26 protein-coding genes are annotated in these 25442 nt (G+C 44.3%); 12 read left to right on the forward strand and 14 right to left on the reverse strand.

What is annotated here, in order from left to right; all coding sequences use genetic code 11:
- Positions 1-40: 40 nt before the first annotated feature.
- Entirely contained in the window at positions 41-244 is a 204-nt protein-coding gene (locus tag Q0307_RS11190) for a DUF2892 domain-containing protein (protein ID WP_298660564.1), read from the reverse strand.
- Positions 245-375: 131 nt separating this feature from the next.
- Positions 376-678: a hypothetical protein gene (locus tag Q0307_RS11195; protein ID WP_298660566.1), complete on the reverse strand. Its 303-nt coding sequence runs from the start codon at positions 676-678 to the stop codon at positions 376-378.
- Positions 679-875: 197 nt separating this feature from the next.
- Here Q0307_RS11195 and Q0307_RS11200 point away from each other — a divergent pair, with 197 nt between their 5' ends.
- The 3 genes from Q0307_RS11200 to Q0307_RS11210 all read left to right on the forward strand — a co-directional run bounded on the left by Q0307_RS11200 (position 876) and on the right by Q0307_RS11210 (position 5673).
- Positions 876-2540: an AMP-binding protein gene (locus Q0307_RS11200; protein WP_298660568.1), complete on the forward strand. Its 1665-nt coding sequence runs from the start codon at positions 876-878 to the stop codon at positions 2538-2540.
- 192 nt (positions 2541-2732) lie between these two features.
- On the forward strand, positions 2733-4328 hold the full coding sequence (locus Q0307_RS11205; RefSeq protein ID WP_298660570.1) for an ATP-binding protein: 1596 nt from the start codon (positions 2733-2735) through the stop codon (positions 4326-4328).
- Positions 4321-5673, forward strand: coding sequence for a sigma-54 dependent transcriptional regulator (locus tag Q0307_RS11210; protein WP_298660572.1), 1353 nt, complete (start codon positions 4321-4323; stop codon positions 5671-5673). The genes Q0307_RS11205 and Q0307_RS11210 overlap by 8 nt, the downstream gene beginning before the upstream one ends.
- 17 nt (positions 5674-5690) lie before the next feature.
- Here Q0307_RS11210 and Q0307_RS11215 read toward each other — a convergent pair whose 3' ends face one another.
- The 5 genes from Q0307_RS11215 to rimO all read right to left on the reverse strand — a co-directional run bounded on the left by Q0307_RS11215 (position 5691) and on the right by rimO (position 9972).
- The gene (locus Q0307_RS11215) at positions 5691-6110 is read right to left on the reverse strand and encodes a type II toxin-antitoxin system VapC family toxin (RefSeq protein WP_298660574.1); all 420 of its coding nucleotides are present in this window, start codon (positions 6108-6110) and stop codon (positions 5691-5693) included.
- Positions 6107-6376: a type II toxin-antitoxin system prevent-host-death family antitoxin gene (locus tag Q0307_RS11220; protein WP_298660576.1), complete on the reverse strand. Its 270-nt coding sequence runs from the start codon at positions 6374-6376 to the stop codon at positions 6107-6109. Before Q0307_RS11220 ends, Q0307_RS11215 begins: the two co-directional genes overlap by 4 nt.
- 200 nt (positions 6377-6576) lie before the next feature.
- The gene (locus Q0307_RS11225) at positions 6577-8295 is read right to left on the reverse strand and encodes an SUMF1/EgtB/PvdO family nonheme iron enzyme (RefSeq protein ID WP_298660578.1); all 1719 of its coding nucleotides are present in this window, start codon (positions 8293-8295) and stop codon (positions 6577-6579) included.
- Positions 8292-8507: a hypothetical protein gene (locus Q0307_RS11230; RefSeq protein WP_298660580.1), complete on the reverse strand. Its 216-nt coding sequence runs from the start codon at positions 8505-8507 to the stop codon at positions 8292-8294. The genes Q0307_RS11225 and Q0307_RS11230 overlap by 4 nt, the downstream gene beginning before the upstream one ends.
- 148 nt (positions 8508-8655) lie before the next feature.
- Entirely contained in the window at positions 8656-9972 is a 1317-nt protein-coding gene (gene rimO / locus Q0307_RS11235; protein ID WP_298660582.1) for a 30S ribosomal protein S12 methylthiotransferase RimO, read from the reverse strand.
- 435 nt (positions 9973-10407) lie between these two features.
- Here rimO and Q0307_RS11240 point away from each other — a divergent pair, with 435 nt between their 5' ends.
- On the forward strand, positions 10408-11322 hold the full coding sequence (locus Q0307_RS11240) for a phosphoribulokinase (RefSeq protein WP_298660584.1): 915 nt from the start codon (positions 10408-10410) through the stop codon (positions 11320-11322).
- A 7-nt stretch (positions 11323-11329) separates the two neighbouring features.
- Here Q0307_RS11240 and Q0307_RS11245 read toward each other — a convergent pair whose 3' ends face one another.
- The 7 genes from Q0307_RS11245 to Q0307_RS11275 all read right to left on the reverse strand — a co-directional run bounded on the left by Q0307_RS11245 (position 11330) and on the right by Q0307_RS11275 (position 18815).
- Entirely contained in the window at positions 11330-11755 is a 426-nt protein-coding gene (locus Q0307_RS11245; protein ID WP_298660586.1) for an HIT domain-containing protein, read from the reverse strand.
- The gene (locus Q0307_RS11250) at positions 11752-12789 is read right to left on the reverse strand and encodes a CDP-6-deoxy-delta-3,4-glucoseen reductase (protein WP_298660588.1); all 1038 of its coding nucleotides are present in this window, start codon (positions 12787-12789) and stop codon (positions 11752-11754) included. The genes Q0307_RS11245 and Q0307_RS11250 overlap by 4 nt, the downstream gene beginning before the upstream one ends.
- A gap of 124 nt (positions 12790-12913) precedes the next feature.
- Positions 12914-14197, reverse strand: coding sequence for a TRAP transporter large permease (locus Q0307_RS11255; protein WP_298660590.1), 1284 nt, complete (start codon positions 14195-14197; stop codon positions 12914-12916).
- Positions 14194-14814: a TRAP transporter small permease gene (locus Q0307_RS11260; RefSeq protein WP_298660592.1), complete on the reverse strand. Its 621-nt coding sequence runs from the start codon at positions 14812-14814 to the stop codon at positions 14194-14196. Before Q0307_RS11260 ends, Q0307_RS11255 begins: the two co-directional genes overlap by 4 nt.
- A gap of 91 nt (positions 14815-14905) precedes the next feature.
- Positions 14906-15913, reverse strand: a complete 1008-nt coding sequence (locus tag Q0307_RS11265; protein WP_298660594.1) for a TRAP transporter substrate-binding protein — start codon at positions 15911-15913, stop codon at positions 14906-14908.
- Positions 15914-16287: 374 nt separating this feature from the next.
- Entirely contained in the window at positions 16288-17433 is a 1146-nt protein-coding gene (locus Q0307_RS11270; RefSeq protein ID WP_298660596.1) for a DUF1501 domain-containing protein, read from the reverse strand.
- Positions 17434-17441: 8 nt separating this feature from the next.
- Positions 17442-18815: a DUF1800 domain-containing protein gene (locus Q0307_RS11275; RefSeq protein ID WP_298660598.1), complete on the reverse strand. Its 1374-nt coding sequence runs from the start codon at positions 18813-18815 to the stop codon at positions 17442-17444.
- Between the two features lie 164 nt (positions 18816-18979).
- Here Q0307_RS11275 and cysQ point away from each other — a divergent pair, with 164 nt between their 5' ends.
- From cysQ to tolA, 8 genes are all read left to right on the forward strand, one after another.
- On the forward strand, positions 18980-19777 hold the full coding sequence (cysQ, locus tag Q0307_RS11280) for a 3'(2'),5'-bisphosphate nucleotidase CysQ (RefSeq protein WP_298660600.1): 798 nt from the start codon (positions 18980-18982) through the stop codon (positions 19775-19777).
- 87 nt (positions 19778-19864) lie between these two features.
- Positions 19865-20554: a tRNA (guanosine(46)-N7)-methyltransferase TrmB gene (gene trmB, locus Q0307_RS11285; protein WP_298660602.1), complete on the forward strand. Its 690-nt coding sequence runs from the start codon at positions 19865-19867 to the stop codon at positions 20552-20554.
- Between the two features lie 126 nt (positions 20555-20680).
- Positions 20681-21496 carry a hypothetical protein gene (locus tag Q0307_RS11290; RefSeq protein ID WP_298660604.1) on the forward strand — a complete coding sequence of 272 codons (816 nt, stop codon included), beginning with the start codon at positions 20681-20683 and terminating at the stop codon, positions 21494-21496.
- A gap of 166 nt (positions 21497-21662) precedes the next feature.
- The gene (locus tag Q0307_RS11295; protein ID WP_298660606.1) at positions 21663-22214 is read left to right on the forward strand and encodes a M23 family metallopeptidase; all 552 of its coding nucleotides are present in this window, start codon (positions 21663-21665) and stop codon (positions 22212-22214) included.
- A 109-nt stretch (positions 22215-22323) separates the two neighbouring features.
- Positions 22324-22770, forward strand: coding sequence for a tol-pal system-associated acyl-CoA thioesterase (gene ybgC, locus Q0307_RS11300; RefSeq protein ID WP_298660608.1), 447 nt, complete (start codon positions 22324-22326; stop codon positions 22768-22770).
- Positions 22760-23446, forward strand: a complete 687-nt coding sequence (gene tolQ / locus Q0307_RS11305; protein WP_298660610.1) for a protein TolQ — start codon at positions 22760-22762, stop codon at positions 23444-23446. Before ybgC ends, tolQ begins: the two co-directional genes overlap by 11 nt.
- Positions 23443-23853, forward strand: coding sequence for a biopolymer transporter ExbD (locus tag Q0307_RS11310; protein WP_298660613.1), 411 nt, complete (start codon positions 23443-23445; stop codon positions 23851-23853). Before tolQ ends, Q0307_RS11310 begins: the two co-directional genes overlap by 4 nt.
- Before the next feature lie 57 nt (positions 23854-23910).
- The gene (gene tolA, locus Q0307_RS11315) at positions 23911-25440 is read left to right on the forward strand and encodes a cell envelope integrity protein TolA (protein WP_298660615.1); all 1530 of its coding nucleotides are present in this window, start codon (positions 23911-23913) and stop codon (positions 25438-25440) included.
- The last annotated feature ends 2 nt before the right edge of the window (positions 25441-25442 follow it).

Below are 25442 nucleotides of genomic sequence, written 5' to 3' on the forward strand. Positions count from 1 at the left end.
GCCAGCTTATGCACTGGCAGTTTTAGATTAGTTTAGGCGCTTACTTAAAAGCACAACCTGCTTGAATACCCATTTTTTTGAAGATGAGTGCTGCTGGACAAAAACCCGTAAACGCAGATTGCAGTAAATTTAAGCCCACAAAACCAGTCAGCCACAGCCAATTTATATGGTGATACACCGCTAACAACACGCTCAGCAGAATCATCACACCTGCCATTGCAAATATCATTCGATCAATAGTCATCGTTGTGCTCTCAAATATTCGATTTTCATTATATTAGAATATAATTATTAAAAGCGCTAGATTAAAGTCTAACTAACCGCTTGAACGCTAGCTGATGGCAGCCAGCTAGTGTTTCTAAAGCAGTTGATCGGTCAGGAAGGGCGGCACACGCTGAGTTTGCGAATTAGATCTTCTACTTCCTGTGGGCTGAGTTTCTGACCGGGTTTGAGGGCTGGCTCAGGTTTAATACTCTTAACACCTACGGGGGTAAGCTTCGGTTTAGTTTGAACCACCACTTGTTTAGCCTTGTCGGCTTCGGTGCTACGTGTAGTAGCGCTGATACTAACACTAGGGCTTGGCGTCACCGCTTCATTACTAGGGTTTTGCATACAGCCGCTTAATAGAGTCATACTAGTGAGCAAGCTTAGGGTCACTAAGGCATAAGATTTAGGCATTTAACGCTCCCTTGCATTAAGTGAATTGGGGTGACTGATGATACCACGGGCTGAATCTAGGATGTTGTATGCTCAGCAAGCAATAGTGAAGCTCATCCCTTTTTATTGCGCTGCAAATTGTCCTTTAGGTGCATAAAATCTACAATGAAATCGCCTGAATGATACATAATTCAAATATATAAGGGGAGGAGAGAAGCATGGACAAAATATGGCAACAGCACTATCCGGAAGGTGTTCCGTTAGAAATAGATACGCATGTTTATAATTCTTTGCAAGATGTATTTTTGCAAAGCACTAAACGTTTTGCCGATTTGCCTGCTTATGTGAATTTAGGAAAAAGTATTAGTTATGCTGAAGCAGAGCGTTTAACCGGATATTTTGCAGCTTATCTGAGACATGAAATTGGTTTAAAAAAAGGTGATCGCATCGCGATTATGATGCCGAATTTACTCCAATATCCGATTGTTCTATTTGCAGCCTTTCGTGCAGGCTTAATTGTCGTTAATACTAATCCTTTGTATACCGACCGTGAATTAAAGCATCAACTTCAAGATTCAGGGGCAACAGCCATTGTTATTTTGGAGAATTTTGCACATACCTTGCAGGATGTGTTGACCGATACGCAAGTTAAAACCATTATTACGACACGCATTGGCGATATGCTGGGCTTAAAAGGCTATTTAGTAAATTTTATAGTCAAGTATATTAAGAAAATGGTAGTACCTTTTTCTCTCCCAAATGCAGTTAGTTTCAAAGAGGCTTTGCATAAAGGTAGAAATCATCCGTTTAAAGATGAAAAAATTGAGCATGAAGATGTAGCCTTCTTGCAATATACTGGCGGTACGACCGGTGTGGCAAAGGGGGCAATGCTAACGCATCGAAATATGCTGGCTAATCTTTTGCAAGCAGAGGCTTGGACTGCACGCGATTTGAATCCGGGCGGGGAGGTGTTTATTACGGCTTTGCCGCTGTATCATGTGTTTGCGCTTACCGCGAATGCTTTATTTGCCTGTAAAATTGGTGCGAAAAATATCTTAATTACCAATCCACGTGATTTTCCTGCCTTCGTCAAAGAATTAAAAACTGAGAAATTCTCATTTATTACTGGAGTGAATACCTTATTTAATGCGCTCTTGAATACACCCGGATTTGATCAGGTGGATTTTTCTGGTTTAAAAATCACTTTGGGTGGAGGAATGGCGGTGCAAAAAGCGGTAGCAGATAGATGGCAAGCCGTCACGGGGTGTGTACTGTTAGAAGCGTATGGTTTGACCGAAACCTCTCCGGCAGCTTGTATCAACCCTGTCGATCTTAAAGCTTATAACGGCATGATCGGTTTGCCGATCTCCTCAACTGAAGTTGACATTCGTGATTTAGATGGCAAAGGCTTAGGGATTGGTGAGGTTGGTGAGTTGTGGATTCGTGGCCCGCAAGTTATGAAGGGCTATTGGAATCGCCCTGAAGATACCGCTAAAACCATTGATGCCCATGGTTGGTTGCGTACGGGTGATATGGGTTTTGTGAATGAACATGGCTATATCAAACTGGTGGATCGTCTCAAGGATATGGTCTTAGTATCAGGCTTTAATGTCTATCCGAATGAAGTGGAGGATGTATTAGTCGCAAATCCAAAAGTCTTAGAAGCAGGTGTGATCGGTGTCCCGGACGGTGCAGCGGGGGAAGCAGTCAAAGCTTTTGTGGTGAAAAAGGATGAAAGTTTAACAGAGGCAGATTTAATGAGTTGGTGTAAAGAGCAATTAACCGGTTATAAACGTCCGAAGTCGATTGTATTTGTCAAAGAATTGCCAAAAAGCAATGTGGGTAAAATCTTACGGCGGGAATTGCGCAATTTGAATGCTTAGCTTGATGTGATAGTTATTAGCTTTTTCACTAAACATCGGCAGCTCTCTAAAAAAACTATTCTTGGTTTATTTTTATTGACTGCCACCTTAGTGTTATCCACTGTATATTATTCAGTAAGTTTTTCCGCATAAAACCGTTTAGAAGAAAGCTCAAAAAACTATTTAACGCGTTTAGTCGGATCTTTAGACGCTGTGTTAGCGCGCCATAGTTATTTACCTATCTTGCTCGCTGAAGAACCCGTCATTCAAGATTACTTACAGAAAAAAACCAATACCATTAGTACGAAAGCACTTAGCGGGTATTTAGAGCGTATTAATAAAATTGCAGGAACTTTAGATATTTATTTAATGCTGGCGAATGGCGATACCGTAGCCGCTAGTAATTGGGCTAAAGAGCAGAGCTTTATTGGAAAAAACTTTGCCTTTCGCCCTTATTTTCAACAGGCGATTCAAGGTCAATTAGGCCGCTATTATGCAGTAGGGACGACATCGAATGAGCGAGGCTACTATTTTGCTTATCCTGTCAGTGATGAGACGGGGCGTGCGCTAGGCGTTGTGACTGTTAAGGTGAATGTGGCCGAGATTGAGGCTTTATGGCAATCCGCCCCGATTAAATTTTTAGTGACGGATTCAGAGGGTATTATCTTTTTAGCAAGTAATAGTGATTGGTTATTTAAAACGATCAAGCCACTCACGGAGTTGCGTCGTCAAGCGATTCGCGATGTAAAACGCTATTTGGAAAAACCGCTTGTACCTTTAGAAGAGTTTCGCTTAGTAGCGCTCAGTCCATCCTATCAACAAGCTTGGCTGGAAGACCAGCCATATCTGTTGGCAGAGCACAATATGGAGACAGCGGGTTGGCAGGTTTATGTCTTATTAGACTGGAAAGAGATTACCCGTCCAGCCGCTACTGCTGTAGCTATAACGGCGGTATTGTGCTTACTCACTAGTTTATTAGTCTTATTACTTTGGAAAAATCAATCCCAGCGCAGGCGCTATAAGCAGGCAGCAATGGAAGCGTTGGAATCGAAGGTCGAAGAACGCACGCGAGAATTACGCTTGGCTCAAGAGGGTTTGGTGCAAGCAACTAAAATGGCTGCGCTTGGACAACTATCTGCCGCGATTAATCATGAACTGAATAACCCCTTAGGAGCAATCCGCGCTTATGCGGATAATGCTAAGCAGTTTTTAGAGCGCGGCCATCCCGATCTTGCTAAGGCTAACTTGCAGGAGATTTCCGCCTTGACCGAGCGTATGGCGACGATCACCCGCCAGTTAAAGATTTTCTCCCGAAAAAGTAGCGGGAGTATTAGTGACTGCCCTTTGCAGGTGGCTTTGGATTCAGCTTTTTTAATTGTGCATCCTAAGCTGGCTCAAACTCAAGTGATCCTCCACGATCAGCGGGCAGCCGACCTTGAATGGGTGAAGGCTGATTTGGTTTGGCTGGAGCAGATTTTGGTGAATTTGCTCAGTAATGCCATTGATGCGGCCGCGTCACAGGCTGAGGGTCAAGTTTGGCTGACTACTCAGCGCGTGGCTGATAAAGTGAGGATCCAAGTACGCGATAATGGCGCAGGGATTCAAGAACAAGATAAGCCGCATTTATTTGAGCCTTTCTTTACGACGAAAGCCTTAGGCAAGGGTTTGGGCTTAGGTTTATCCATTTCCTATCGCTTAGCCAAAGATATGCAAGGCGAATTATTAGCCGAAAATGCGCCGGAAGGTGGAGCAATTTTTAGCTTGCTGCTGCCCTATGTGGAAACTTCATCGGAGATTAAACATGACTAAACTGCTGCTAGTGGATGATGAAAAAATCATTCGAGATTCAGTAGGGCAGTCATTAATGTTAGCTGGTTTTGAAGTGGAAACTTTTGCGAGTGCTGCGGAGGTTTTGCCGAAATTACAGGCCGATTTTGATGGTCTGCTGATTACCGATATTCGCATGCCACAGATGGATGGCTTGGAGTTAATGGAGCAGGTTCACCAGCGGGATGTTGATTTTCCAGTGATTCTAATTAGTGGGCATGCTGATGTGGCTTTAGCTGTGAATGCGATTCGGGATGGTGCGTATGATCTTCTCGAAAAACCGTTTGCGACTAATGCTTTAATTGAAAGTGTAAAGCGTGCCTTGGAAAAACGCCGTCTGACTTTAGAAAACCGTGCTTTAAAAGCGGAGTTAGCTCAACAACAAACCCGTTTAGGCCCACGGATTATTGGGCAAGCACCCAGCATTGTTGCTTTGCGTAAAATGATTACGCGGATTGCCAATGTCGATGCAGATGTCTTAGTCTGGGGAGAAACGGGTACAGGTAAAGAGTTAGTTGCCCGCTCGTTGCACGAACAAAGTAAGCGCCGTAATCATAATTATGTAGCGATTAATTGCGGCGCGATTCCGGCCAATTTAATCGACAGCGAATTATTTGGGCATGAAGCAGGGGCTTTCACGGGCGCGAAGGGTTTACGCATCGGCAAGTTTGAACATGCCAATGGTGGCACACTCTTTTTAGATGAAATCGAAAGTATGCCCATCACCACACAAATGCCCCTGCTGCGTGTTTTACAAGAGCGGCAGATTGAGCGTTTAGGCTCGAATCAATTATTGCCGCTGGATATTCGGGTGGTGGCAGCGACTAAAGTCGATTTAAAAGAGGCCGCTGAGCGGGCTGAATTCCGGCGTGATCTTTATTACCGCCTCAATGTTGTCACGCTGGAAGTTCCGCCTTTGCGCACACGTCGTGAAGATATTCCCATGCTATTTCAACATTTTATGCTGATTGCAGCGGCTCGTTCAGAATTAGAAGTTCCGCCGCTCGATAGCAAAGCCCTGCATGTGTTATTAGGGCATGATTGGCCGGGGAATATTCGTGAGCTGCGCAATATTGCTGAGCGCTATGTGTTGTTAGGGGACGCTTATAGTTATGATTTGGCAGCGCTGATGAATGCAGACGGTGTACCCGATGGTTTATCACTCGCTGATCAAGTGGCCTGCTATGAAAAGACGTTGATTGAGCAAGTGCTGAATCGCTACAACGGCAATATTAAACAAGCGATGGAAGCGCTGGATATTCCACGTAAAACCTTAGCGGATAAGATGAAAAAATATGGCTTGGAGCGAGGGCTGTTTTTGGAATAACAAACTGATCTCTTTATTCAACTTGAAAAAGGATTCACTAAGTTAAGCCCTAAACCTTCAAAGTCTTTAATATTACGGGTCGCAATCGTCAAGCCATGCACTAGCGCAGTTCCGGCAATCAGCGCATCGGCTAAATGGATAATCCGACCTTGTTGTTTTGCCTGCGCACGTAAGCGAGCCGCTTGGCTGGCTTCTGCTTGCTGAATGGGTAGCACGAAAGCAGTGTATTGATTTAATAATAATTGAATGGTTTCGGCTAATTGACTGCGCCGATTTCCTTCGGGCAATAAATTTAAGCCATATTCCAACTCGTGTACGGTAATAATCGACAGCCATGCTTGTGCTTGTTGAGCCACAAATTGGATCAGTTTGGGGTCGGGTTGCGGCTTGCACAGTTCTGAAAGGATATTCGTGTCCAATAAATAAGCTTGGCTCATTGAAAGGGAATCTCGCGCTCAGGTTCTTGACGTTCAGGGAGTTCCAATTCACCTACTCCAGCCATGCGTTCCACCAGCCACTGCCCTAGCGGTTGTTTAGGTTGAGACAAAGCTTGCCAAGTTTCTTGCGAGATTAAGACATAAGATTTTTTTGTGCCAATGAATTGGGGCGTATCGTTAGCGCGACGTAATAGCTCAGAAAGCCGCGCTTTAGCTTCAGCGACACTCCAGACTTGAGTTTCGGGATTAATTTTCGCGAGTTCCATAAGTCACTCCTGTTTAATAAAACTAGACTAGTTTAGTCCATTTTAACAAGAGTTCAATACCTGCGATACTAAAAAAATTTCGAGCAGGGGCTAGCCCCTGCACCCCTGCGTGAACGCCTCCAGCCTTCGCTGGCGCTACTCCGTAACGCGCCGGCCAACGCTTACTCCGCTCACGCCCTGCGGCTCCGCCGCCTTGAAGCTCAATGACCTAGAGCAAAGCGGAAACCGATGTAGTTGTACCGATAATCAGGCGCGTTGCGGTTCCGGCGGGCAGAACGCAAGTACTGGCCGCCATCGTACCATGAACCACCACGCAACACGCGGCGAGTCCCAGAAGATGACCCCTCCGGGGCACTGGCAGGGCTGATGCGGTAGTAATCTTCACCATACCCGTCTTGTACCCATTCCCACACATTTCCACTCGTATCATATAAGCCCCAAGCATTAGCGGCATACGAACCTACTGTAACGGTTTTGTCTGAATCTTTACATTCGTCTGAAAAACTACCATAACGTGCCTGAGCACAGTTAATTTTCTCACCCCAAGGATAGTCTGACTCTTCCCCCGCGCGTGCCGCATATTCCCATTCCGCTTCCGTCGGTAGCCGATAACGTTTGCCAGTTTGTTGGTTTAACCAAGGGATATATTTTTGGGTAATATCATTCCAACTGACATTAATCACTGGTCGCCGACCTCGACCCCAGCCCATATCCTCCGCATGGGGGCAAGCCTTGGCACGTTCACAGGCATCCCATTCGTCAAAAGTCACTTCATATTTGCCGAGCTGAAAAGCAGGTAGGCTAACGGTGTGGGGTGGTTTTTCATTTTCTGCACAACGACCCTGCACATCATCGCGCCCTGCCACGCAACCCATCGTGAAGCTTCCCGCTGGAATAGGCACCATTTCTGGCTCGAAGGGCAGGCGCTCTGTCTTGGTCTTAGCTTCTGACATCGCCTGAGTTTCTGCCGGTTGGCGTGATGTTGGTTCATCCTCTTGCTCTTTAGCAGCCGCTACGGTTTTAGGTGAAAAGAAAAAGAAATCACCCTCTTCACTATTAGGTAAACGGCTTAACTGCGGTGTAATAGGATGCTTCCATTCGACCTCAGTTCGCACATCATCCACCCGCTTTTTAATAAATAGCTCTAGCTCACGTGCTGAAATCACGCCATCTTTAACGCCATCAATGGCTAAGTCCGCTCGACCCCGCAAACCATCCAACACGGCATTGGTAAAAACACTGCTGCCCAGCTCAGGCAAGACGAAGGTTTCTTGATCAGCTAAGCCTGCGGTGATGATTTGCCGACTAGGGCGGGCGATTTGTTTTAAGGTGCGCGCTTGATTGTCGCTTTGTGGAATCACCGCTGCACCCCCACTAAAGCAGGCATCCAATAAATAGAGGGTTTGCTTAGCGTTTAAGCGCTTATCCCACTTAGCTAAATCTTCCATATCCAGCATTGTGGAGTATTCATCATGGCCAGAGCGTGCTGTTGGTAAATAACCGAAACTGCGCTCACCATTTTTCAAAGTCGCTCCATGCCCCGCCCAATAGAACAATAAACGATCTTGCTCACCGATTTTAGTGCGCAATTCATCCACCATAATTTGGCGTACACGCTCTGGTGTGACCTTATCTTCAGTCAGCAGGTGCACATAATCAAAACCCGCTTCATCCAGCAAATAATTTTTAATACGCTCAGGATCTTCAGGATTACTCAAAGTGCTAAAGTCGCGAAAACTACTTACACCGATCACTACCGCATAGCTTTTATTAAAATTAGGACGTTGAAACGCTGAGAATAAGCGTTCACCCCAAGTTGTTGTGGACTCAGTTTCATAAACCTGATCAATTCCTTCAGCCGCCCAGCTTGGCTGTTGCAAGCAAGCCCATAAAATTATCAAGCTTAAGCGCTTTTTCATGACGACTTCTTTTTCTCAATTACTTTTTCAATTAACCCAATAACGGCTGTAATTAAAGAGATAATAGAAGCACCTAAGGAAAGCCAAGCAATTAGCTCGTCATTACCGCTTTGTGGCTCAACGCCTGCTGGGATTTTGTAGTATTGATAAAGGTAGTAAGTGATTGTCGAAAAAATTAAAAGCGCTGCAATTACCACTGTATTCTTCAACATAAACCGATGCCCCAGCCTGAATGATGAATAAATAGAGTCATAAGCATCGCAAGCCAAGGCTCATAAGACAAGCTAAATTAGCTGCCTTATGCTCAGGTTTAACACTTAAAGAATGGCGGTCTAAAACACGGGTTAAACTGGGAATTTGCTAAACCCGTTCACCCCAAAGATCATGCTCATCCGCATGTGTAATCATCACAGTGGTGAACTCACCTACAGGCAATTCCGCCCCTTCAATAATGACTTGCCCGTCAATTTCCGGTGCATCGCGATAAGTCCGACCAATGCTGACATCATCACCGGCTTCATCAATCAGCACTTGCATTGTTTTACCAATTAAGCTGCTGAGTTTATTTGTGCTAATTTCAGCCTGTAATTCCATAAAGCGTTCTAAGCGCGCTTCTTTAACTGCTTCAGGTACTGGATTGGCTAAGTCATTGGCGGGTGCGCCTTCAACGGGAGAATAAGCAAATGCACCCACTCGATCTAATTGCGCTTCCTCCAAGAAATCTAGCAAGGTTTCAAAATCTTCGTCAGTTTCACCGGGGAAGCCGACAATAAAGGTACTGCGCACGGCAATATCAGGGCATTGTTCGCGCCATTTAGTAATGCGCTCTAACACTTTTTCCGCATGAGCGGGGCGACGCATATCCTTGAGAATCCGTGGGCTAGCATGTTGAAAGGGAATATCTAAATAAGGCAGGATTTTACCTTCGGCCATGAGCGGCAGTAGATTATCCACATGCGGATAAGGATACACATAATGCAAACGTGTCCACACGCCCAATTCGCCCAAGGCTTCGGCTAATTGTTGGCTATGGGTTTTAATCGGGCGACCTTTCCAAAAACCAGTACGGTATTTCGTATCAATGCCATAAGCGCTGGTATCTTGGGAAATGACTAGTAATTCTTTCACGCCCGCATTCACTAAATTTTCGGCTTCCTGCATCACATCGCCAATCGGGCGCGAGACTAAATCACCACGCAAATGCGGAATAATGCAGAACGAACAACGATGATTGCAGCCCTCTGAAATTTTCAGATAAGCATAATGGCGCGGGGTTAAGCGGATACCTTGCGGGGGAACTAAATCGGTATAGGGATCATGCAGTGGCGGCAAATGCTCGTGCACCGAGTTCATCACGGCTGCATACGCATGCGCGCCGGTCACCGCGAGCACATTCGGGTAGGCGCTTAAGACTTTCTCCGCATCCGCACCTAAACAACCCGTGACAATCACTTTGCCGTTTTCATCCAAGGCTTCGCCAATCGCATCCAACGACTCTTGAATGGCAGAGTCAATAAACCCGCAGGTGTTGATGACCACCAAATCGGCATCATTATAAGTCGGACTAATCGCATAACCTTCCGCGCGTAATTGGGTCAAAATACGCTCAGAATCGACGAGTGCTTTTGGACAACCGAGGCTAACAAAACCGACACGGGGGCTAGTGGACTGCTTCATATGAGAATTACCGCAAAACTGCTTAGCAAAAAAGGAGGCTATCATAGCTTATTCAGTTTTGGGATGCTGCTAGAATAATAAGCTCATTGGGATTGGTAATGCCCCTGCGGCGTTAGTTTTTTGCAGACTTATCAACATACATAAGTAAAATTTATTAATGACCAATTCAGGCTCCTCAAGCTTCGATAAGTTGGTTTTTTATTACTTTTCATTACTTTAGCTTAAAAATATACAAAAACTTATTTGTCTTAGCGTAGACTTATAAAAATTCATCAACTGAGTTATCCACAGTCTGCGCTGTGAATAACGGCTAAACTGTGGATAACTCAGTCTATCTCTAGACGCTTAGCTGTCCCTACCCAAAGACATATACAGCTAAGTCGAGACCATTGGCTAGAATGAGTGTTATATACTTTGATTGATTAAGGGGTGGATATGTCTAAGTTGCATCCAGTTATCGCGGTGACTGGTTCATCCGGAGCAGGGACGACCTTCGTTAAACGTACTTTTGAGGGTATTTTCCGCCGTGAAAAAATCAAAGCAGCCATCATTGAAGGTGATAGTTTTCATGGCGTGACACGTGCTGAATTTAAGCAGCGCTCTAAAGAGGAGCCGAACTTTAGCCACTTTGGTCCTGGAGCCAATGACTTTCATGCTTTAGAAGCGCTGTTCAAATCTTACAGTGAAACAGGCACTGGCAAGAAGCGTTATTATCTTCACAATGAAGATGAGGCTCGTGAGCATGTCCAGCGGTTAACAAAGAAAGGTGTGGACTGTAGGGCTGGTTCAGGGGAGTTTACGCCTTGGGAAGAGGTAGAGGCTGAGACCGATATTCTCTTTTACGAGGGTTTGCATGGCTTAGTGGTAGATGAAACCAAAGATAAGCGCTATGGCAATTATAATGTCGCGCAATACGTAGATTTAGGGATTGGGGTTGTACCTAGTGTTAATCTAGAGTGGATTCAAAAAATTCATCGCGATCATGCAGAGCGTGGTTACACTGCCGAAGCGACCGTGGATACGATTTTGCGTCGGATGCCTGATTATATTAATCATATTACCCCACAGTTTTCACGCACTGATATTAATTTCCAACGTGTTCCTACCGTGGATACTTCCAACCCATTTATTGCACGTGATATTCCATCACCGGACGAAAGCTTCGTGGTGATTCGTTTTCGTGATCCAAAAAAATTCGATACTGATTTTCCTTATTTACTAGCTATGATCCATGATTCCTTCATGTCGCGGCGTAACAGCATCGTGGTACCGGGTGGGAAAATGACTTTAGCGATGGAGTTAATTCTTAACCCCATCATTCACGATATGCTGGAAGCGCGTCCGAAATAAGCCAAGTTTAAATCTTTAAGGCTTGGCGGAGTTGCAGCAGTAAGGCCTCTGCTGCCGCTGCTGTATAAGCGTCCGGTTTAAACTTACCCCACACCGGCGCAGGCCAAGCTTCATCCGTTTTGAAACGCGCGATATGATGCAGGTGTAATTGCGGTACCATATTGCCTAAAGCAGCAATATTTAGCTTATCCGCTTTGAACAAGTGCATCAGTTGTCGGCTGACTAAATCGGATTCTTCCCAAAGCTGTGTGCGCTCTGCTGGAGACAGTTGATAAATCTCGCGGATTCCATGGCGCTGTGGGACTAAAATTAGCCAAGGATAACGGCTCTCGTTCATGAGCAGTACGCGGCACAAAGGCAAGTTACCGACTAAAAAAGTATCCGCTGCCAGGTGTGGATGTAATTCGAACGCTAATCCCCAATTTTTACTCATACTTGTTGCTCAGCCAAAGATTTTAAAGTGTCTGGGCTGTAATCGAATGAATCTGAATATAAATTTTCAGAGTGTAAGCCGCGCGCTAAAAAGGCTTCACGTCCAGTAATAATCATGGGTGGGGGGCCGCTCATATATACTTGATAGCCGGTCAAATCTGGAAAATCGTTCACCACGGCTTCATGTACCCAACCACTACGACCTTGCCAATTATCTTCGGGTTTAGGTTCAGAGAGTACAGGGATATATTTGAACTGTGGATAGCGATTCATCCAATCACGTGGCAAATAATCCATATACAGATCTTCTTTACTACGCACGCCCCAATATAAATAAACGTTTTGGTCAAAGCCCTTCAGCTTTAAATACTCCATCATGCTTTTGAGTGGGGCAAAACCGGTACCACCCCCGACTAAAATGACTGGATGGGTGAGTTCACGAATATAGAAACTACCTAAAGGGCCTTGCATACGCATCAAGGCTTTTTCTTTCATATCAGTGAATACATGCGAGGTGAAATGTCCATTCGGTACATGGCGAATATGTAGCTCAAGAAAATTCTCACCTAGCGGGGCATTCGCAATCGAAAAACTGCGGCGTTTGCCATCGCGTAATAAGAGATCAATATATTGACCGGCCATAAAGCGTAAGCGCTCAGTCGCGGGCAGCTTCAAAGTCATTTCCATCACATCGTTATTGAGCTTGCGCAGTTTTTCGACACGTACCGGTAAGGTTTTAACTTCAATATCCGCTAGCTCACCGACTTGAGGGCAATCAATTTCTAAATCAGTAAGAGCAATTGCTTGGCATAAGAGTGCTCGACCTTGCTCCATATCATAAGGGGACAGTGCAAGCGGCTCACCTTGAGGATAATCAACACTACCTTGCTTTAGAGTAACCATACAAGAACCACAAGAACCACTGCGACAGCTATAGGGAAGCGCAATACCTTGTCTTAACCCAGCATCCAGTAGATTTTCTTGTTCTTCAGCGTTAAACGTATGACCACTGGGTTGGACAATGACTTTGTACATTAAGTAGGCTTCCTCTACCAAAATTAGTAGGCCTAGTGTAGCGATTACATGGGAATTAGGGAATTTAGCGGTACTTAAAAAGGGCATCTCAAGATGGATGACAGATGCCCCGACGAGAAATTGTTTACATAACGCCTAATAACTTAGGGAACCATAAACTAATGGCTGGTACATAAGTGACCAATACTAAGAAAGCCAACATCGACAAGAGCCATGGCCACACGGCAATAGTGAGTTCAGTAATGCCCATTTTGGTAATTCCTGAAGCCACATATAGATTCAAACCTACCGGTGGGTGACACATCCCTACCTCCATATTCACTACCATGATGATGCCGAAGTGAATCGGGTCGATACCTAATTTCATGGCCATCGGGAATAGGATCGGTGCAAAGATCAACACAATGCTAGACGGCTCCATGAAGTTGCCTGCCAACAGTAATAAAATGTTTACGGCTAATAGGAAAATAATGGCATTCATCCCTTGTGCTAGCATCCAATCCGCTAAGGTCTGTGGAATTTGCTCATTGGTGAGAATGAAGGAGAACATGACGGCATTGGTGATGATATACAGCAACATCGCCGACATGCTCGCAGAGTTCAGCAAGACTTTAGGCACATCTTTCAAACCCATGTCCTTATACACAAACACAGCTACAAAAAAGGCATAAACTGCGCTCATTGCGGCGGCTTCAGTTGGGGTGAAAATACCAGTATAGATACCCCCCATGACCACAATGATCAGCATCAAGCCCCAAATCGAATCACGGAAAGCTTTCCAGCGAGTAGCCAGATCAGCTTTAGGTTGACGTGGGTAATCAAATTTGCGGGCGCGATACCAAGTGGTAAAACCTAAAAAACCCGCTAGCATTAAGCCCGGAACAACCCCCGCCATAAACAAAGCACCGACCGAGCTATTGGTGGCGACCGCATACATAACCATGACAATAGAGGGTGGGATCAAAATGCCTAAAGCACCCGAGGTGGTGATTACACCTGCGCCAAAGTTTTTAGGAAAACCTGCTTTTAACATGGCGGGTAACAGAATAGAGCCGATGGCTACTACTGTTGCTGGGCTAGAGCCAGAAACGGCTGCGAATAAAGCACAAGCCAACACACCAGCTAGGCCTAAACCACCGTACCAGTGACCCACCATCGAAGACGCGAAGTTAATCATCCGTCGAGCTACTCCACCGTGGGTCAGGAAGTTACCTGCCAAGATGAAGAAAGGAATCGCCATGATTTCAAACTTTTCAATACCAGTGAACAGCTTTAAAGCGACGGCTTCAATCGGCACTTCCGTCATAGTGAATAAGAAGGTCAGAACCGTTAAACCTAAAGCAATCGAAATCGGCATGCCCGTGAGCATGAGAATCATTAGTAAACCAAAGATAATTAAGGCGCTCACGATTTATGCCCCACGGTAACTGTTTTCAGTTCGTCTTCTAAGCCATCGACATGTCCATGATCGTGATGGGGCATTTCACCCGTGCGTAGATAGGTGACTAACACTTGAATAAAGCGGAAACACATCAACGAAGAGCCTAAAGGCACAGCCATGTAGACAATCCAAGTCGGCCATTCCAAGTCAGGGGTAGTTGGCCCTTCATAATGCTCGCCTGTTTCCATACCTAGGCTGGATAAGAGTACGTAAGCCAGACCGTTTTCCCACACCATCATCGCTCCTAACAGGGCGACAATACCGGTGAATAGGATACAAGCACAGAGAGCGAAAATAGTGATAATCCGGCGCTTTTCAGGGTTCAACCGATTGACCAATACATCTACACCTACGTGAATGCCTTGACGGACTCCATAAGCCGCACCAAATTTAGCCATCCATACAAAGAGAATGATGCACAGCTCTTGTGCCCAGCTCAGATGAATTTTGAGTAAGAAATCCTGAAAAGCACCTAAAGGCCAACCTGATGCATAACGATGCACGACCGCTACGAAAATTACCAAGGTGGCGGCTGCAATCAGAAAGGTAATAAATATTTCTTCCAGACGATCAAGCCACTTCATACACTCCTCCCGCCTATGTACTGAATTCAGCTAACCCGCAATAGCGGCTTCGTTAAAAGGGGTTAACTAGGCCGCAACTCATGACGAGGATTTATTTGGCTGGATCGAAACCCGTTGCGGTATAGATGGAAGTAATCAAGTCTTTGCCGATACGGTCTGCCATTTCAGCATGCACAGGCGCTAAGGCTTTTTGCATAGCTTTCAATTCATCTTCAGTCGGCTGATAAACTTCAGTTTTGCCACTTGCTTTGACGGCTTCTAAGGCTTTGTCGTTTTCTTCCTTAGCGATTTGGTTCGCAAAATCAGTCGATTCTTTTAAAGCTTCATCTAAGGATTTACGCACATCCTCAGGCAATTTATCCCAGAATGCTTTATTGGCAATAACCGCATAACCTAAATAGCCGTGATTGGTTAAAGAGGCATTCTTTTGTACTTCATGCATTTTTTGAGTGTAGAGGTTAGAAGGTGGGTTTTCAGTCCCATCCACGACACCGGTTTGCAGGGCTTGGTAGGTCTCAGAGAAAGGCAAAACTTGTGGGTTAGCTCCAAGAGCGCGCATTTCCGCTTCTAAGACTTTAGAAGATTGAATACGCATTTTTAAGCCTTTGAAATCATCTGGCGCTTTCAGTGGCTTATTCGCGCTCATGATTTTAAAGCCATTGTCCCAGTAAGCTAAGCCTTTGACACCTTTAGCTTCTAATTTAGCTAAGAGGCTGGCACCAACTTCACCTTGAGTGACTTTATGCAGATCTTCATAGTTACGGAAAATATAAGGCAGGTCGAAAGCTTCAAATTCTTTCACGCCCAAAGGACCAAATTTGGCTAAAGAAGGTGCTAACATTTGCACTGCACCCATTTGCAGGGCTTCCATTTCTTCTTTGTCTTTGTAGAGCGTGCTATTTGGGAACACTTCTACTTTAACCGTACCTTTGGTTTTTTCTTCAGCTAATTGCTTGAATTTCTCAGCCGCTTTGCCTTTAGGCGTATCGGGGGCAACCACGTGACTGAATTTGATAACAATCGGATCAGCGGCATAGGCATATAAACTAGATAAACCCAATACAACCGCTGTTGCTAAGGTAAACAGTGTCTTTTTCATCTCTCACTCCAAGTAGAAAACATACAAAACGACACTTGTAATGGAAGATTCGTGCCAATCTAGGCAAGATTTTTAGTTTAAATAAAATTCATTTAAAACAATTATTTATATTATTTAGGGTTGAGGATTTATGCAGGCTAAGGCGGTTTTCCACCAGTTTGCTTATTGAGATGTGGCGAAAATCCGCCAAAAAAATACAGCCCCAAGGCTGTGGGGCTGGGAGAAGAGAAATATACATAGGGACAAGCTAGTTATTATAGTTTTAAGCTTAGTACAGCTTAGCGAAGCTAACTCGATCTTTAGGCAAACGGCGAGATTTTAGGGTTAACTGGCTTACTTAAGCTCATAGTCGCTAGTCCACTTTTTATGAAGGTCTAAACAAAAGCTAAGTTACCCGTTTGTAGCTCGCCTAAATTCCACCAATTATTGCGAATTATAGAGTAAACATCTCGAAAATCAGTGGTATAGATTAAGTCCCCACGCTCATCTAAATCAAGCAAAGAGGGGTACTGACCATAAAAGCCACCTTTGACTTTTCCTCCTGTTACTAACTGAACTGAGGCGGAGCCATGATCCGTACCCTTACTAGCATTCTCTTTTAGACGGCGTCCAAACTCCGAATACGTCATGATCACAACTTCGTTCCACATACCGATATGCTTTAAGTTAGTCCGCATACTGGTGATACCCTGAGCTAACGTTGCAAGTAAGGGTTGCTGGCGTAGGTTATGATTAGTATGCGTGTCAAAATTCTCTAAGGATATTTTATAAGCAGGTACATTTAAACCTGAGGCAATCAACATATAAACTGAGTTAAGGCTTTGCCCAAAACTTCCGGTGGGAAATACCTCTTTAGCAGCAGGTATATCTTTTAAGTATTCTGCTAAGGTACTCGATAGCATATTAATTTGGGATTGGATATTAAGAATATGCTGTAAGGATTTATTGGTAGAGCTTGCTGATTTAAAACTGGCAATTTTTGAACCACTTTGTGCAAAATTTTGTGGATTAGCGATGGTGAGTGCTGAAACATTATTGCCATACAAAGGACCTAGGTTAGAGTCAATAGCAATACCTGCCAAAGTATGTTTTTTAAAGGCTTGAGCAATCCACCCATCATTAATGCCTTGTATATCGGTTCTAGCAGTATCCCAAACTTCAATGGCCTCAAAATGTGAGCGATTTTCAGTTTCACAACCAACCCCTTGTACCCAAGCTAATTGACCCTCATTCCAAGCTGGCATTAAGGTTTGTAAAACAGGATTTAAACCCAATTGCGCAGACAGGGTCAAAATTTTTGAGCGACTAATGGCAATGTTGGGACGTGCATTATAATAAGCTGAACTCGTATAAGGGATAAGGGTATTTAACCCATCATTCCCTCCTTTTAATTCAATTAAGATTAAAATACGGCGATTACCCGCGACAGTAGTTAATGTATTAGCCCATAAACTGGGTGCAGTTAATAGGCTTAGTGTGCTAAGACCCAAGCCTTTCAAAAACTCACGACGATTGATCATTTTTATTCTTAACGTAGTTGATAGGTTGGGTCTTTCAAGACAGTGCTTAAAATATTTTCTAAGGTTTGATTGCAGTTAGGCGCAGCCACTGGGCTAATAGGCAGAAGCCAACTGAGTAAGGCACTGGAATCTGTTGAGCAACTTGCAGGTGGAAAAAAGTTCCTAATTAATTTCGTTAATTTGACAGAGTTAATGCTAGTTGACGGCGAAGTCTTAATGACTAGTTGGCTGACCAGACTTTGTAGTTCTTTACCATGCTCTGCTAAAAACTTAGGTATCAAGTCATAACGCCGGATCAAGCGAGTATTCGTTATCCAGTCTTGGCCACCCCGCCAGCCTTTAACATCAGGTGGATTGAACAACTCTTGTCCAAGTTGCTGATTAGCTATTCTCAGCGCTGTATACTCATTAAAAGGAATCTGTAATTCACGCAACAAGCCAATTGTAAATTCAACAGGGGATTTAATCAGCACACCACGTTGAGCCTTATCCCAGAATACCTCGCTGTTGAAAATCTTTAGAAGTAGTGCCTTGATTTCATAACCACTACTGCGAAAAGCAATAGCCCAGTCCTTAATAATAGTGGGATTGGGTTGGTCGTAATTAATAAATTCTTTCCAGAATTTTTCAGCGATGTATTCGGCAGTTCGCTCTTGCTCAAGAATAATCTTGATAATATCTGTGCCATCGAAGTTGCCAGTCTTACCTAGGAATTGCTTTTGATTACTATCATGTTCATGTGCTCTAAATAGGAATTCTGCTTTAGTAGGATTTAAATTCCAACCAGAAAAAGCCCGCGCTACATTCACTATATCCTGTTCATTATAATGTCCCACACCTAAGGTAAATAACTCTAAAAGTTCACGTGCAAAGTTCTCATTAGGACTGCTGGCAATGTTTTTTGAGCCATCTAAGTAACTGAGCATGGCTGGATCTTTAGCGATAGCATGGAGTAATTCAGCAAAATTACCTAAGGCATGTTTACGGATCAACTGATGTTGCTTAAACATCCATTGAGGCCAAATGACTTTTTTTAAGCTAGAGGTAAAGTGATTATGCCAAAATAGAATCATGCGTTCCCATAAAGGATAAGAGGTTTTATGCAGTTGCTCTAACCACCAGCTCGTTAACACGGTTCCTTCTTGCCGAGCTAGTTTATCAAGAGCTTGATTTTGTTCAGATGGCTTTTGGTAGTAAACACTCATATCCTCCCAATCAGCAATTGAGGGCATACTAGTTAGGCTATAGTCATTAGGTGGGCATAAATCTTGGAAGACTTGCTCTATACTTTGCCCAATTCGTTGTTTACAAGCTTCGTGATTGACGCCCAGTTCGAGACGCGCTGCAAGGTGGCGCGCAGCCGCATAGTCATGAATAAGCATGGGTTTAGCTGCTCTTTTATTTGTTATGATTTTGCCTAAACCTTAAGGTTTTAATGACTAGCAGTCTACTCTTGCAGATAAATGGTCGGAGTCGAGTTTTTAGCTGGAAGTTTATGCTAAAGTGCGGACTTGCCCTTCTCTCCCTTAATTTTAATGAGTTGAGTATGGATTTAGAAGAACTCACCTTAGTGGTCGTAGATATTGCTCAAGCTGCTGGTCAAGCCATTCTGCAAGTCTACGAATCTGCTGATTTTAACATTGAACAAAAAGAGGATCATTCTCCACTGACTGCTGCTGATTTAGCTTCGCACCATACCATCTTAGAAGCTTTACAAGTCTTAACACCGCAGTATCCCGTTCTTTCGGAGGAGTCAGCGACGCTGCCTTTTACCACCCGCAGTCAATGGCAAACTTATTGGTTAGTTGATCCTTTGGATGGTACACGCGAGTTTATTAAGCGTAATGGTGAATTTAGCGTGTTGATTGCGTTAATTCACAAACATGAGCCTGTATTGGGGGTAGTCCATGCGCCCGTTCTGCACAAGACTTGGTATGCAAGTTTAGGGAATGGTGCTTATTTGCAATCGGCACAAAACGAGCCTGAGGGCTTACAGGTGCGTGAGCCTAGTGAGATCATAACAGTAGTAGGCAGTCGTTCGCATGCAGGCGATTCACTGACAGACTTCCTTAAGCAGTTTGAGCATTATGAGTTGCTTTCCATGGGCAGTATCTTAAAGGCTTGTTTAGTAGCCGAAGGGAAGGCCGATATTTATCCACGTTTAGGTAACACTTCGGAATGGGATACCGCTGCCGCACAGATTATTGTGGAAGAGGCGGGTGGGTCGCTGCTAGATCTGTATGGACAAGCTTTGCGCTATAACACCAAAGAATCTTTACTTAATCCACATTTTATTGTGCGTGGTAATAATTGTTTTGGACAAAGCGATTCGCCAAATCATTGAGCTTCGCACGGCTAAATTCAGAGTGACCCTGACAGTGTTTAGCCGTTGTGTTCTAATACGTCTCTTTTCGACTTAAGCTTAAGTGAAATGAATACTCTTCATCCGCTGCGCCAAATTAAAAGTTTTGTCTTAAGACAAGGCCGTTTGACTAAAGGGCAGGAACAAGCCTTGCAAACAGGCTGGCCTTGTTTTGGCATAGATGAGACTAGTGAGTTGTTAGACTTTTCAGCTTTGTTTGGTAACAAAGCTCCTGTTACCTTGGAAATTGGTTTTGGGAATGGCGAGAGTCTAGCGCAAATGGCGTTAGCAGCACCAACGCGTAATTTTCTGGGGATTGAAGTACATACACCGGGAGTTGGGCATTTATTGCATTTAGTACAAAAGCATCAACTCACCAATGTACGGGTGATGAATACTGATGCAGTTGAGATTATTCAGCAACGTATTCCAGAAAGCTCCTTGGATCGTGTACAAATCTATTTTCCTGATCCTTGGCACAAGAAGCGTCATAATAAACGCCGGATTATTCAAGCTGAGTTTGTGAACTTACTGGCGACTCGTTTGCAAACAAGAGGCCTCTTACATTTAGCCACGGATTGGGAGGGTTACGCAACAGCGATGGCTGAAGTGATGCAAGCTAGCCCTGATTTTCAAACGGCCAATCCAACGGGTGAAGCTTTTTCCCCCCGCCCTGAATTTCGGCCTTTGACAAAGTTTGAGCAACGTGGCTTAAAGCTGGGGCATGGAGTTTGGGATTTGCTTTATCTTAAAAACTAGCTGCTGTACTTGGCTATGACCGATACTCCGCTAAATATAACAGCTTAATCTTACAGGCTTACTCAGAAAAATAATTGTTTGCTATTGGTTCTAGTCACACATGACTTTAGTGACTGGGACGGATAGATGTTCAGTAAGCTTAAATTTTTAATCGTTTTCCTTCTATTTGTCCCCGTTTGGACGGCTGCGCTAGCACCACCTTTTAAGGTTACTGTTGATCCAGCTTGGAAAGCCGCTGATCCTAAAGACGTCCAAGCTGTCTTGGACTCTACAATTCTTGCCATCGCGCCCTATATTGGTAATCGGCATTTGGATCCAATTAGGGTCAAAAATGAGGAAAAGGGGCCTATTTCTTTATATGAGCGAGATTCCAAGGGTGACTACATAGTGCTCTTGGATGTGCATGGACGCTATTGGTCACAATTGGCCTATCAGTTCTCCCACGAAACGTGTCATTTATTGAGTAATTACGATCTAGCACCCAATAATGTCTCCAAGCAGCAATGGTTTGAAGAGTCGTTGTGTGAGGCTTTTAGCTTATTCAGTTTGGGCAAGTTAGCGGATCAGTGGGAGATTAATCCACCCTATCCAAACTGGAAAGAGTATGCGCCAGAGTTGCGCAAATACTTGGCAGATATGATGAAACAAGATCACCGCAGTTTTGCACCTAAGCTTTCTAATTGGTACAAACAAAATAAGTCCTTATTTGAAGCTGATCCTTATGCACAAGACCGCAGTTTAAATGAGAAAATGGCTTCACACTTGTTCAAGGTCTTTGCCAAACAACCGGAAACTTGGGCAGCAATTAATTACATAAACCTAGGGGATGACAGTCAAGACAAGTCTTTAGCGAAGTATTTGAAAGATTGGCATGATAATACTCCAGTCAATTTGCGTGCTCCGATCAAAGAAATTCAGCAGCAGCTAGGTATCAAAGAATAAACGAGTGACTTATTAACGAACTAGGTGCAAATCGTCGGTAGAAGTTTATTTCCTAGCGTTTTTGTGTGAAATTAAGAAAAAAATAGCTGAACTTTTCAACGAAACACACATCTGTAATGGGTATGGAGGTTGCCTTACATACGCGATAAAACGAGAGGGCTGAGCGATGCAAAAACCATTATTATTCTTAGGCGCACTCACCATCTTTATGATGGGTTATTGGATCCCCGAAGATCGCCATGTGCCAGTGGAAGGTGCTAAACCTTATGATTGGAACCCTGCTGCTTATTGGTATATAGGCGGCCAAAATGCACAAAAAGGTATTAATATTTTCGCGCGTGAAGGCACGCCGGTGGTCGCAAGCACCAGCGGCTGGGTGGTTTATAGTGAAAATAATCCTGAAGGCAACAACACCGTCTTAGTACTAGGTTCTAAGTGGCGCTTACACAATTATGCGAACTTAGAAAAAGTTGATGTTAAGCCGGGAAGTTGGGTAAAAACGGGTGAGCAAATTGGCGCGGTAGGTTTGCCTAACAAAGATGCAAAGCGTCCTGCTAATTTGTACTATTCAATTCGCAGCTTGTCACCACAAGTGTCTGAGTTAAAACCAGAAAAGCCATTTTGGCTGGATCAAGTATTCTATGTAAATCCACATAAATTCTTGACTGAATATCAATCTAGTGATGCTGAAGCAGCTCATGCTGAGCCAGCACACTAACTACTGATTAGATTTGAATTTTTGCTAAAATATAGAGTGAAAACTCAAAGTCTATAATCGGCGCATAAATTAATTGGTAGGCTTCTACCTTTTTCATTATCCTTGCGCCATGAAAACTGAAACGACTGAACATTTACACGGCTTTATCCTGCCAGTCCGAGTTTATTATGAAGATACGGATGCGGGCAGAGTGGTCTATCACAGTAATTATATTAACTTTATGGAGCGTGCTCGTACTGAGTGGTTACGCTCCTTAGGTTATGAGCAAGACACTCTCATCCATGAGCAAGGCATTGTGTTTGTGGTGCGCAGCTTACAAGTGGATTATCTCAAGCCTGCTTTATTCAATGATCTCTTACAAGTCGAAGCTGCTATCCATGAGCTAGGGCGAACTAGTGTCCACTTTCGGCAAAATATCTGGCGCATGAACAAACATGAAAATGCACGTGAACATTTAATCGCAGGCATAGTCAGAGTGGTTTGTGTAGATGCCGAGAGTTTCCGGCCAAAACCAATTCCAGCAGAAATTCGAGGTAAGTTCAGCGGTGAGCACTGATTTATCGATTTTGCATTTAATTTTTAATGCAAGTTTAGTCGTCAAAATTGTCATGGGGTTACTGGTGGTGGCTTCTTTGCTTTCATGGACGTTGATTATCGTGAAGTCCAGCAAGCTCAAACAAGCACGTCGCCAAGCAGAGCAGTTTGAAGAACGTTTTTGGAGTGGTATTTCTTTACCTGCACTCTATGATGAACTCGCTAAAGCTCCACAACGTACAGGTTTAGCGCGTATTTTTTACGATGGTTTTCATGAATATCGCAGGCTGAGCCAATTAGATAATGCGAATAGCCTCCCCATCACTGAAGCTGTTCAACGCTCAATGCGTGTCGCTGCATCTAAGGAAATTGATGGTTTAGAGCAAAACTTAGCTTTTCTAGCCACGGTTGGTTCAACGAGTCCGTATGTAGGCTTGTTTGGCACTGTATGGGGTATCATGAACTCCTTTTTATCCTTAGGGAAAATGCAACAAGCCACTCTAGCTGTCGTTGCTCCCGGTATTGCGGAAGCCCTGATTGCGACGGCCATTGGCTTATTTGCTGCGATTCCTGCGGTGATTGCTTACAACCGCTTTGTTGAGCATGTGGATCGTTTGGTGGTCAACTACGATAATTTCCGCGAGGAATTTACCGCCTTGTTGGAACGTCATGCTGCGACTCAACAGGTGCGGCGATGAAACGCACCCGTAAGTCGATGGCGCAAATGAATGTGGTGCCGTATATCGACGTAATGTTGGTTTTATTGGTGATTTTTATGGTTACTGCACCAATGTTGCAATCAGGCGTGGCCATTGATGCACCGGATGCGGATGCTGCTGTACTACAATCGGATAATCAGCAGGAACCTTTAATAATTTTAGTTGATCAAAGAGGGCAATACCTGTTGCAAGATGGTGACAGATTGAGTTCTAAACAACTGGATAATTATGTAGCGCAACAATTAGTAGGCAAACGTAATAAGGCGGTGAATATTCGTGCTGATGCCGGTGTTGAGTACCAATATGTGATGACGGCGATGGTTGCAGCTCAAAAAGCGGGGGCTACAGCTATCAATTTGTTGGCTGATCCTGTTAAACCTAAGTGAACAGCCTGCTAAACAATAAGGTTTTAAATGTGCAGGAACGGTAGAAATCAATAAGCCATGTTCAAAGAACTGCTGAAAAATCCGGTTGCTCTGTTTTGGGCAATTGTCATTCATATTATTGTGTTGATTCTGCTGATTATAGGCTTTCAAATGAATAAGCAGCCTAAGCCACCAGCAGAATCAGTGGCTGTGCAAGTGAAGGGTTTGCAGCCTTTAGCAGAAGCTCAAACTGCCAGTACTGAGGCTCCCTATACGTTGGAGGAGCCTAAAATTCAGCCTGAGCTTAGCGAGCCAAGTGCTAACCAAAAACAGCAAGAGCAAAATCAAAAACTGCGCGAGCAAGCGCGGCGTGAAGCTATTGCTGAGGCGGAAGCACTGGCTAAAGCTGAAAAAGAAGCTGAACGTAGGCGGCTTGCTGAGGAAAAAAAGCAAGCCCAACTTGAGCAAGCTGCTTTAGAGCAAGCACGCAAAGAAGCAGAGACCGAGCGTAAACGACAAGAAGCTGAAGAGCGTCAAGCCGAGCGTGAACGTCAGCAAGCTTTAGAGGAAGAGCGCCAAGCCGAGCGTGAGCGTAAAGAGCAAGCTAAAAAGGAGCTGGAGGAAGAGCGTCGCCAAGCGGATGAAGCCGAACAAGCTTTGGCTGAAAAAAAGCGCGAACAAGAAAAAGTTGAAGCACAAGAGCGCAAAGAAGCGGTGGAGCGTGAATTGGCTCGTGAAAAACGTAAAGCGGAAGAAGCGGAAAAACAATTAGCACAAGAGCGGGAAGAGCGCCAAAAAGCTGAGCAAGAATGGGAAGAAAAACAAAAGCAATTACAAGCTGAGCGTGATGCCGAACAACAAGCTTTAATTAAAAAAGTGGAAGAGGAAGCCCGCAAGAAAAAAGAAGAAGACGAAAAACGCGAAGCGGCTGAAATTGAGCAAAAAATCAAAGAAGCGACTGAGAAACGCTTAGCCGATGAGAAAAAGCGCCAAGAAGAAAAAGAATTAGCTGAAAAGCGCGCTGCCTACCAAGAAAAATGGAAAGCTGAACAGGAAAAGCTCAAGCAAGAAGCTGAAGATAAGGCGAAAGCAGAAGCAGCGGCTAAACGTAAATCTGAAGAGGAGCGTAAGCTAGCGGAATCAAAAACCCGCGAAGAACAAGAGCGTCGCTTACGTGAAAGTAGCGAGCGTGCGCGTGAGCAGAGTGAGCGCGAAAAAGCGCAAGCAGAGGCTAAAGCGAAAGCCGAAGCTGAAGAAAAGGCTCAGCAAGCGGCGGCTGAAAAAGCGCGAAAAGAAGCTGAAGCTAAGCAAAATACAGGCCCTAGCTCACAAGCTATCGAGAATGCCGCTCTTGCTTGGGGGGCGCAAATTAAACGCCGCGTGAGTTCGCGTTGGAATCAACCTGCGGATACTTTTGGCATGCGTGCTACGGTTTCTCTGTCGATCAAGCCACCGGGTAATATTCGTGAATTGCGAGTCACGGATTGCAATGGTAGCCCACAATTTTGTGATTCTTTGATGGCTGCTTTGTATAAGTCTGAGCCTTTTCCTGAGCCAGATCTACCAGAACTTTATAATCAAAATTTAAGATTAATTTTTGAGCCATAACT

Origin of the sequence: uncultured Thiothrix sp., assembly GCF_937873765.1 — a bacterium.
GTDB lineage: Bacteria > Pseudomonadota > Gammaproteobacteria > Thiotrichales > Thiotrichaceae > Thiolinea.

What these genes read in the sequence shown, in the direction of transcription:
- Q0307_RS11295 (WP_298660606.1), top strand. Translation starts at nt 21,663, where the DNA reads ATGCAAAAACCATTATTATTCTTAGGCGCACTCACCATCTTTATGATG.
- Q0307_RS11250 (WP_298660588.1), bottom strand. Translation starts at nt 12,789, where the DNA reads ATGTACAAAGTCATTGTCCAACCCAGTGGTCATACGTTTAACGCTGAA.
- Q0307_RS11210 (WP_298660572.1), top strand. Translation starts at nt 4,321, where the DNA reads ATGACTAAACTGCTGCTAGTGGATGATGAAAAAATCATTCGAGATTCA.
- Q0307_RS11275 (WP_298660598.1), bottom strand. Translation starts at nt 18,815, where the DNA reads ATGCTTATTCATGACTATGCGGCTGCGCGCCACCTTGCAGCGCGTCTC.
- rimO (WP_298660582.1), bottom strand. Translation starts at nt 9,972, where the DNA reads ATGAAGCAGTCCACTAGCCCCCGTGTCGGTTTTGTTAGCCTCGGTTGT.
- Q0307_RS11265 (WP_298660594.1), bottom strand. Translation starts at nt 15,913, where the DNA reads ATGAAAAAGACACTGTTTACCTTAGCAACAGCGGTTGTATTGGGTTTA.
- Q0307_RS11215 (WP_298660574.1), bottom strand. Translation starts at nt 6,110, where the DNA reads ATGAGCCAAGCTTATTTATTGGACACGAATATCCTTTCAGAACTGTGC.
- Q0307_RS11260 (WP_298660592.1), bottom strand. Translation starts at nt 14,814, where the DNA reads ATGAAGTGGCTTGATCGTCTGGAAGAAATATTTATTACCTTTCTGATT.
- tolA (WP_298660615.1), top strand. Translation starts at nt 23,911, where the DNA reads ATGTTCAAAGAACTGCTGAAAAATCCGGTTGCTCTGTTTTGGGCAATT.
- Q0307_RS11310 (WP_298660613.1), top strand. Translation starts at nt 23,443, where the DNA reads ATGAAACGCACCCGTAAGTCGATGGCGCAAATGAATGTGGTGCCGTAT.
- Q0307_RS11245 (WP_298660586.1), bottom strand. Translation starts at nt 11,755, where the DNA reads ATGAGTAAAAATTGGGGATTAGCGTTCGAATTACATCCACACCTGGCA.
- ybgC (WP_298660608.1), top strand. Translation starts at nt 22,324, where the DNA reads ATGAAAACTGAAACGACTGAACATTTACACGGCTTTATCCTGCCAGTC.
- Q0307_RS11240 (WP_298660584.1), top strand. Translation starts at nt 10,408, where the DNA reads ATGTCTAAGTTGCATCCAGTTATCGCGGTGACTGGTTCATCCGGAGCA.
- Q0307_RS11200 (WP_298660568.1), top strand. Translation starts at nt 876, where the DNA reads ATGGACAAAATATGGCAACAGCACTATCCGGAAGGTGTTCCGTTAGAA.
- Q0307_RS11230 (WP_298660580.1), bottom strand. Translation starts at nt 8,507, where the DNA reads ATGTTGAAGAATACAGTGGTAATTGCAGCGCTTTTAATTTTTTCGACA.
- Q0307_RS11290 (WP_298660604.1), top strand. Translation starts at nt 20,681, where the DNA reads ATGTTCAGTAAGCTTAAATTTTTAATCGTTTTCCTTCTATTTGTCCCC.
- Q0307_RS11220 (WP_298660576.1), bottom strand. Translation starts at nt 6,376, where the DNA reads ATGGAACTCGCGAAAATTAATCCCGAAACTCAAGTCTGGAGTGTCGCT.
- cysQ (WP_298660600.1), top strand. Translation starts at nt 18,980, where the DNA reads ATGGATTTAGAAGAACTCACCTTAGTGGTCGTAGATATTGCTCAAGCT.
- Q0307_RS11195 (WP_298660566.1), bottom strand. Translation starts at nt 678, where the DNA reads ATGCCTAAATCTTATGCCTTAGTGACCCTAAGCTTGCTCACTAGTATG.
- Q0307_RS11270 (WP_298660596.1), bottom strand. Translation starts at nt 17,433, where the DNA reads ATGATCAATCGTCGTGAGTTTTTGAAAGGCTTGGGTCTTAGCACACTA.
- Q0307_RS11225 (WP_298660578.1), bottom strand. Translation starts at nt 8,295, where the DNA reads ATGAAAAAGCGCTTAAGCTTGATAATTTTATGGGCTTGCTTGCAACAG.
- Q0307_RS11190 (WP_298660564.1), bottom strand. Translation starts at nt 244, where the DNA reads ATGACTATTGATCGAATGATATTTGCAATGGCAGGTGTGATGATTCTG.
- trmB (WP_298660602.1), top strand. Translation starts at nt 19,865, where the DNA reads ATGAATACTCTTCATCCGCTGCGCCAAATTAAAAGTTTTGTCTTAAGA.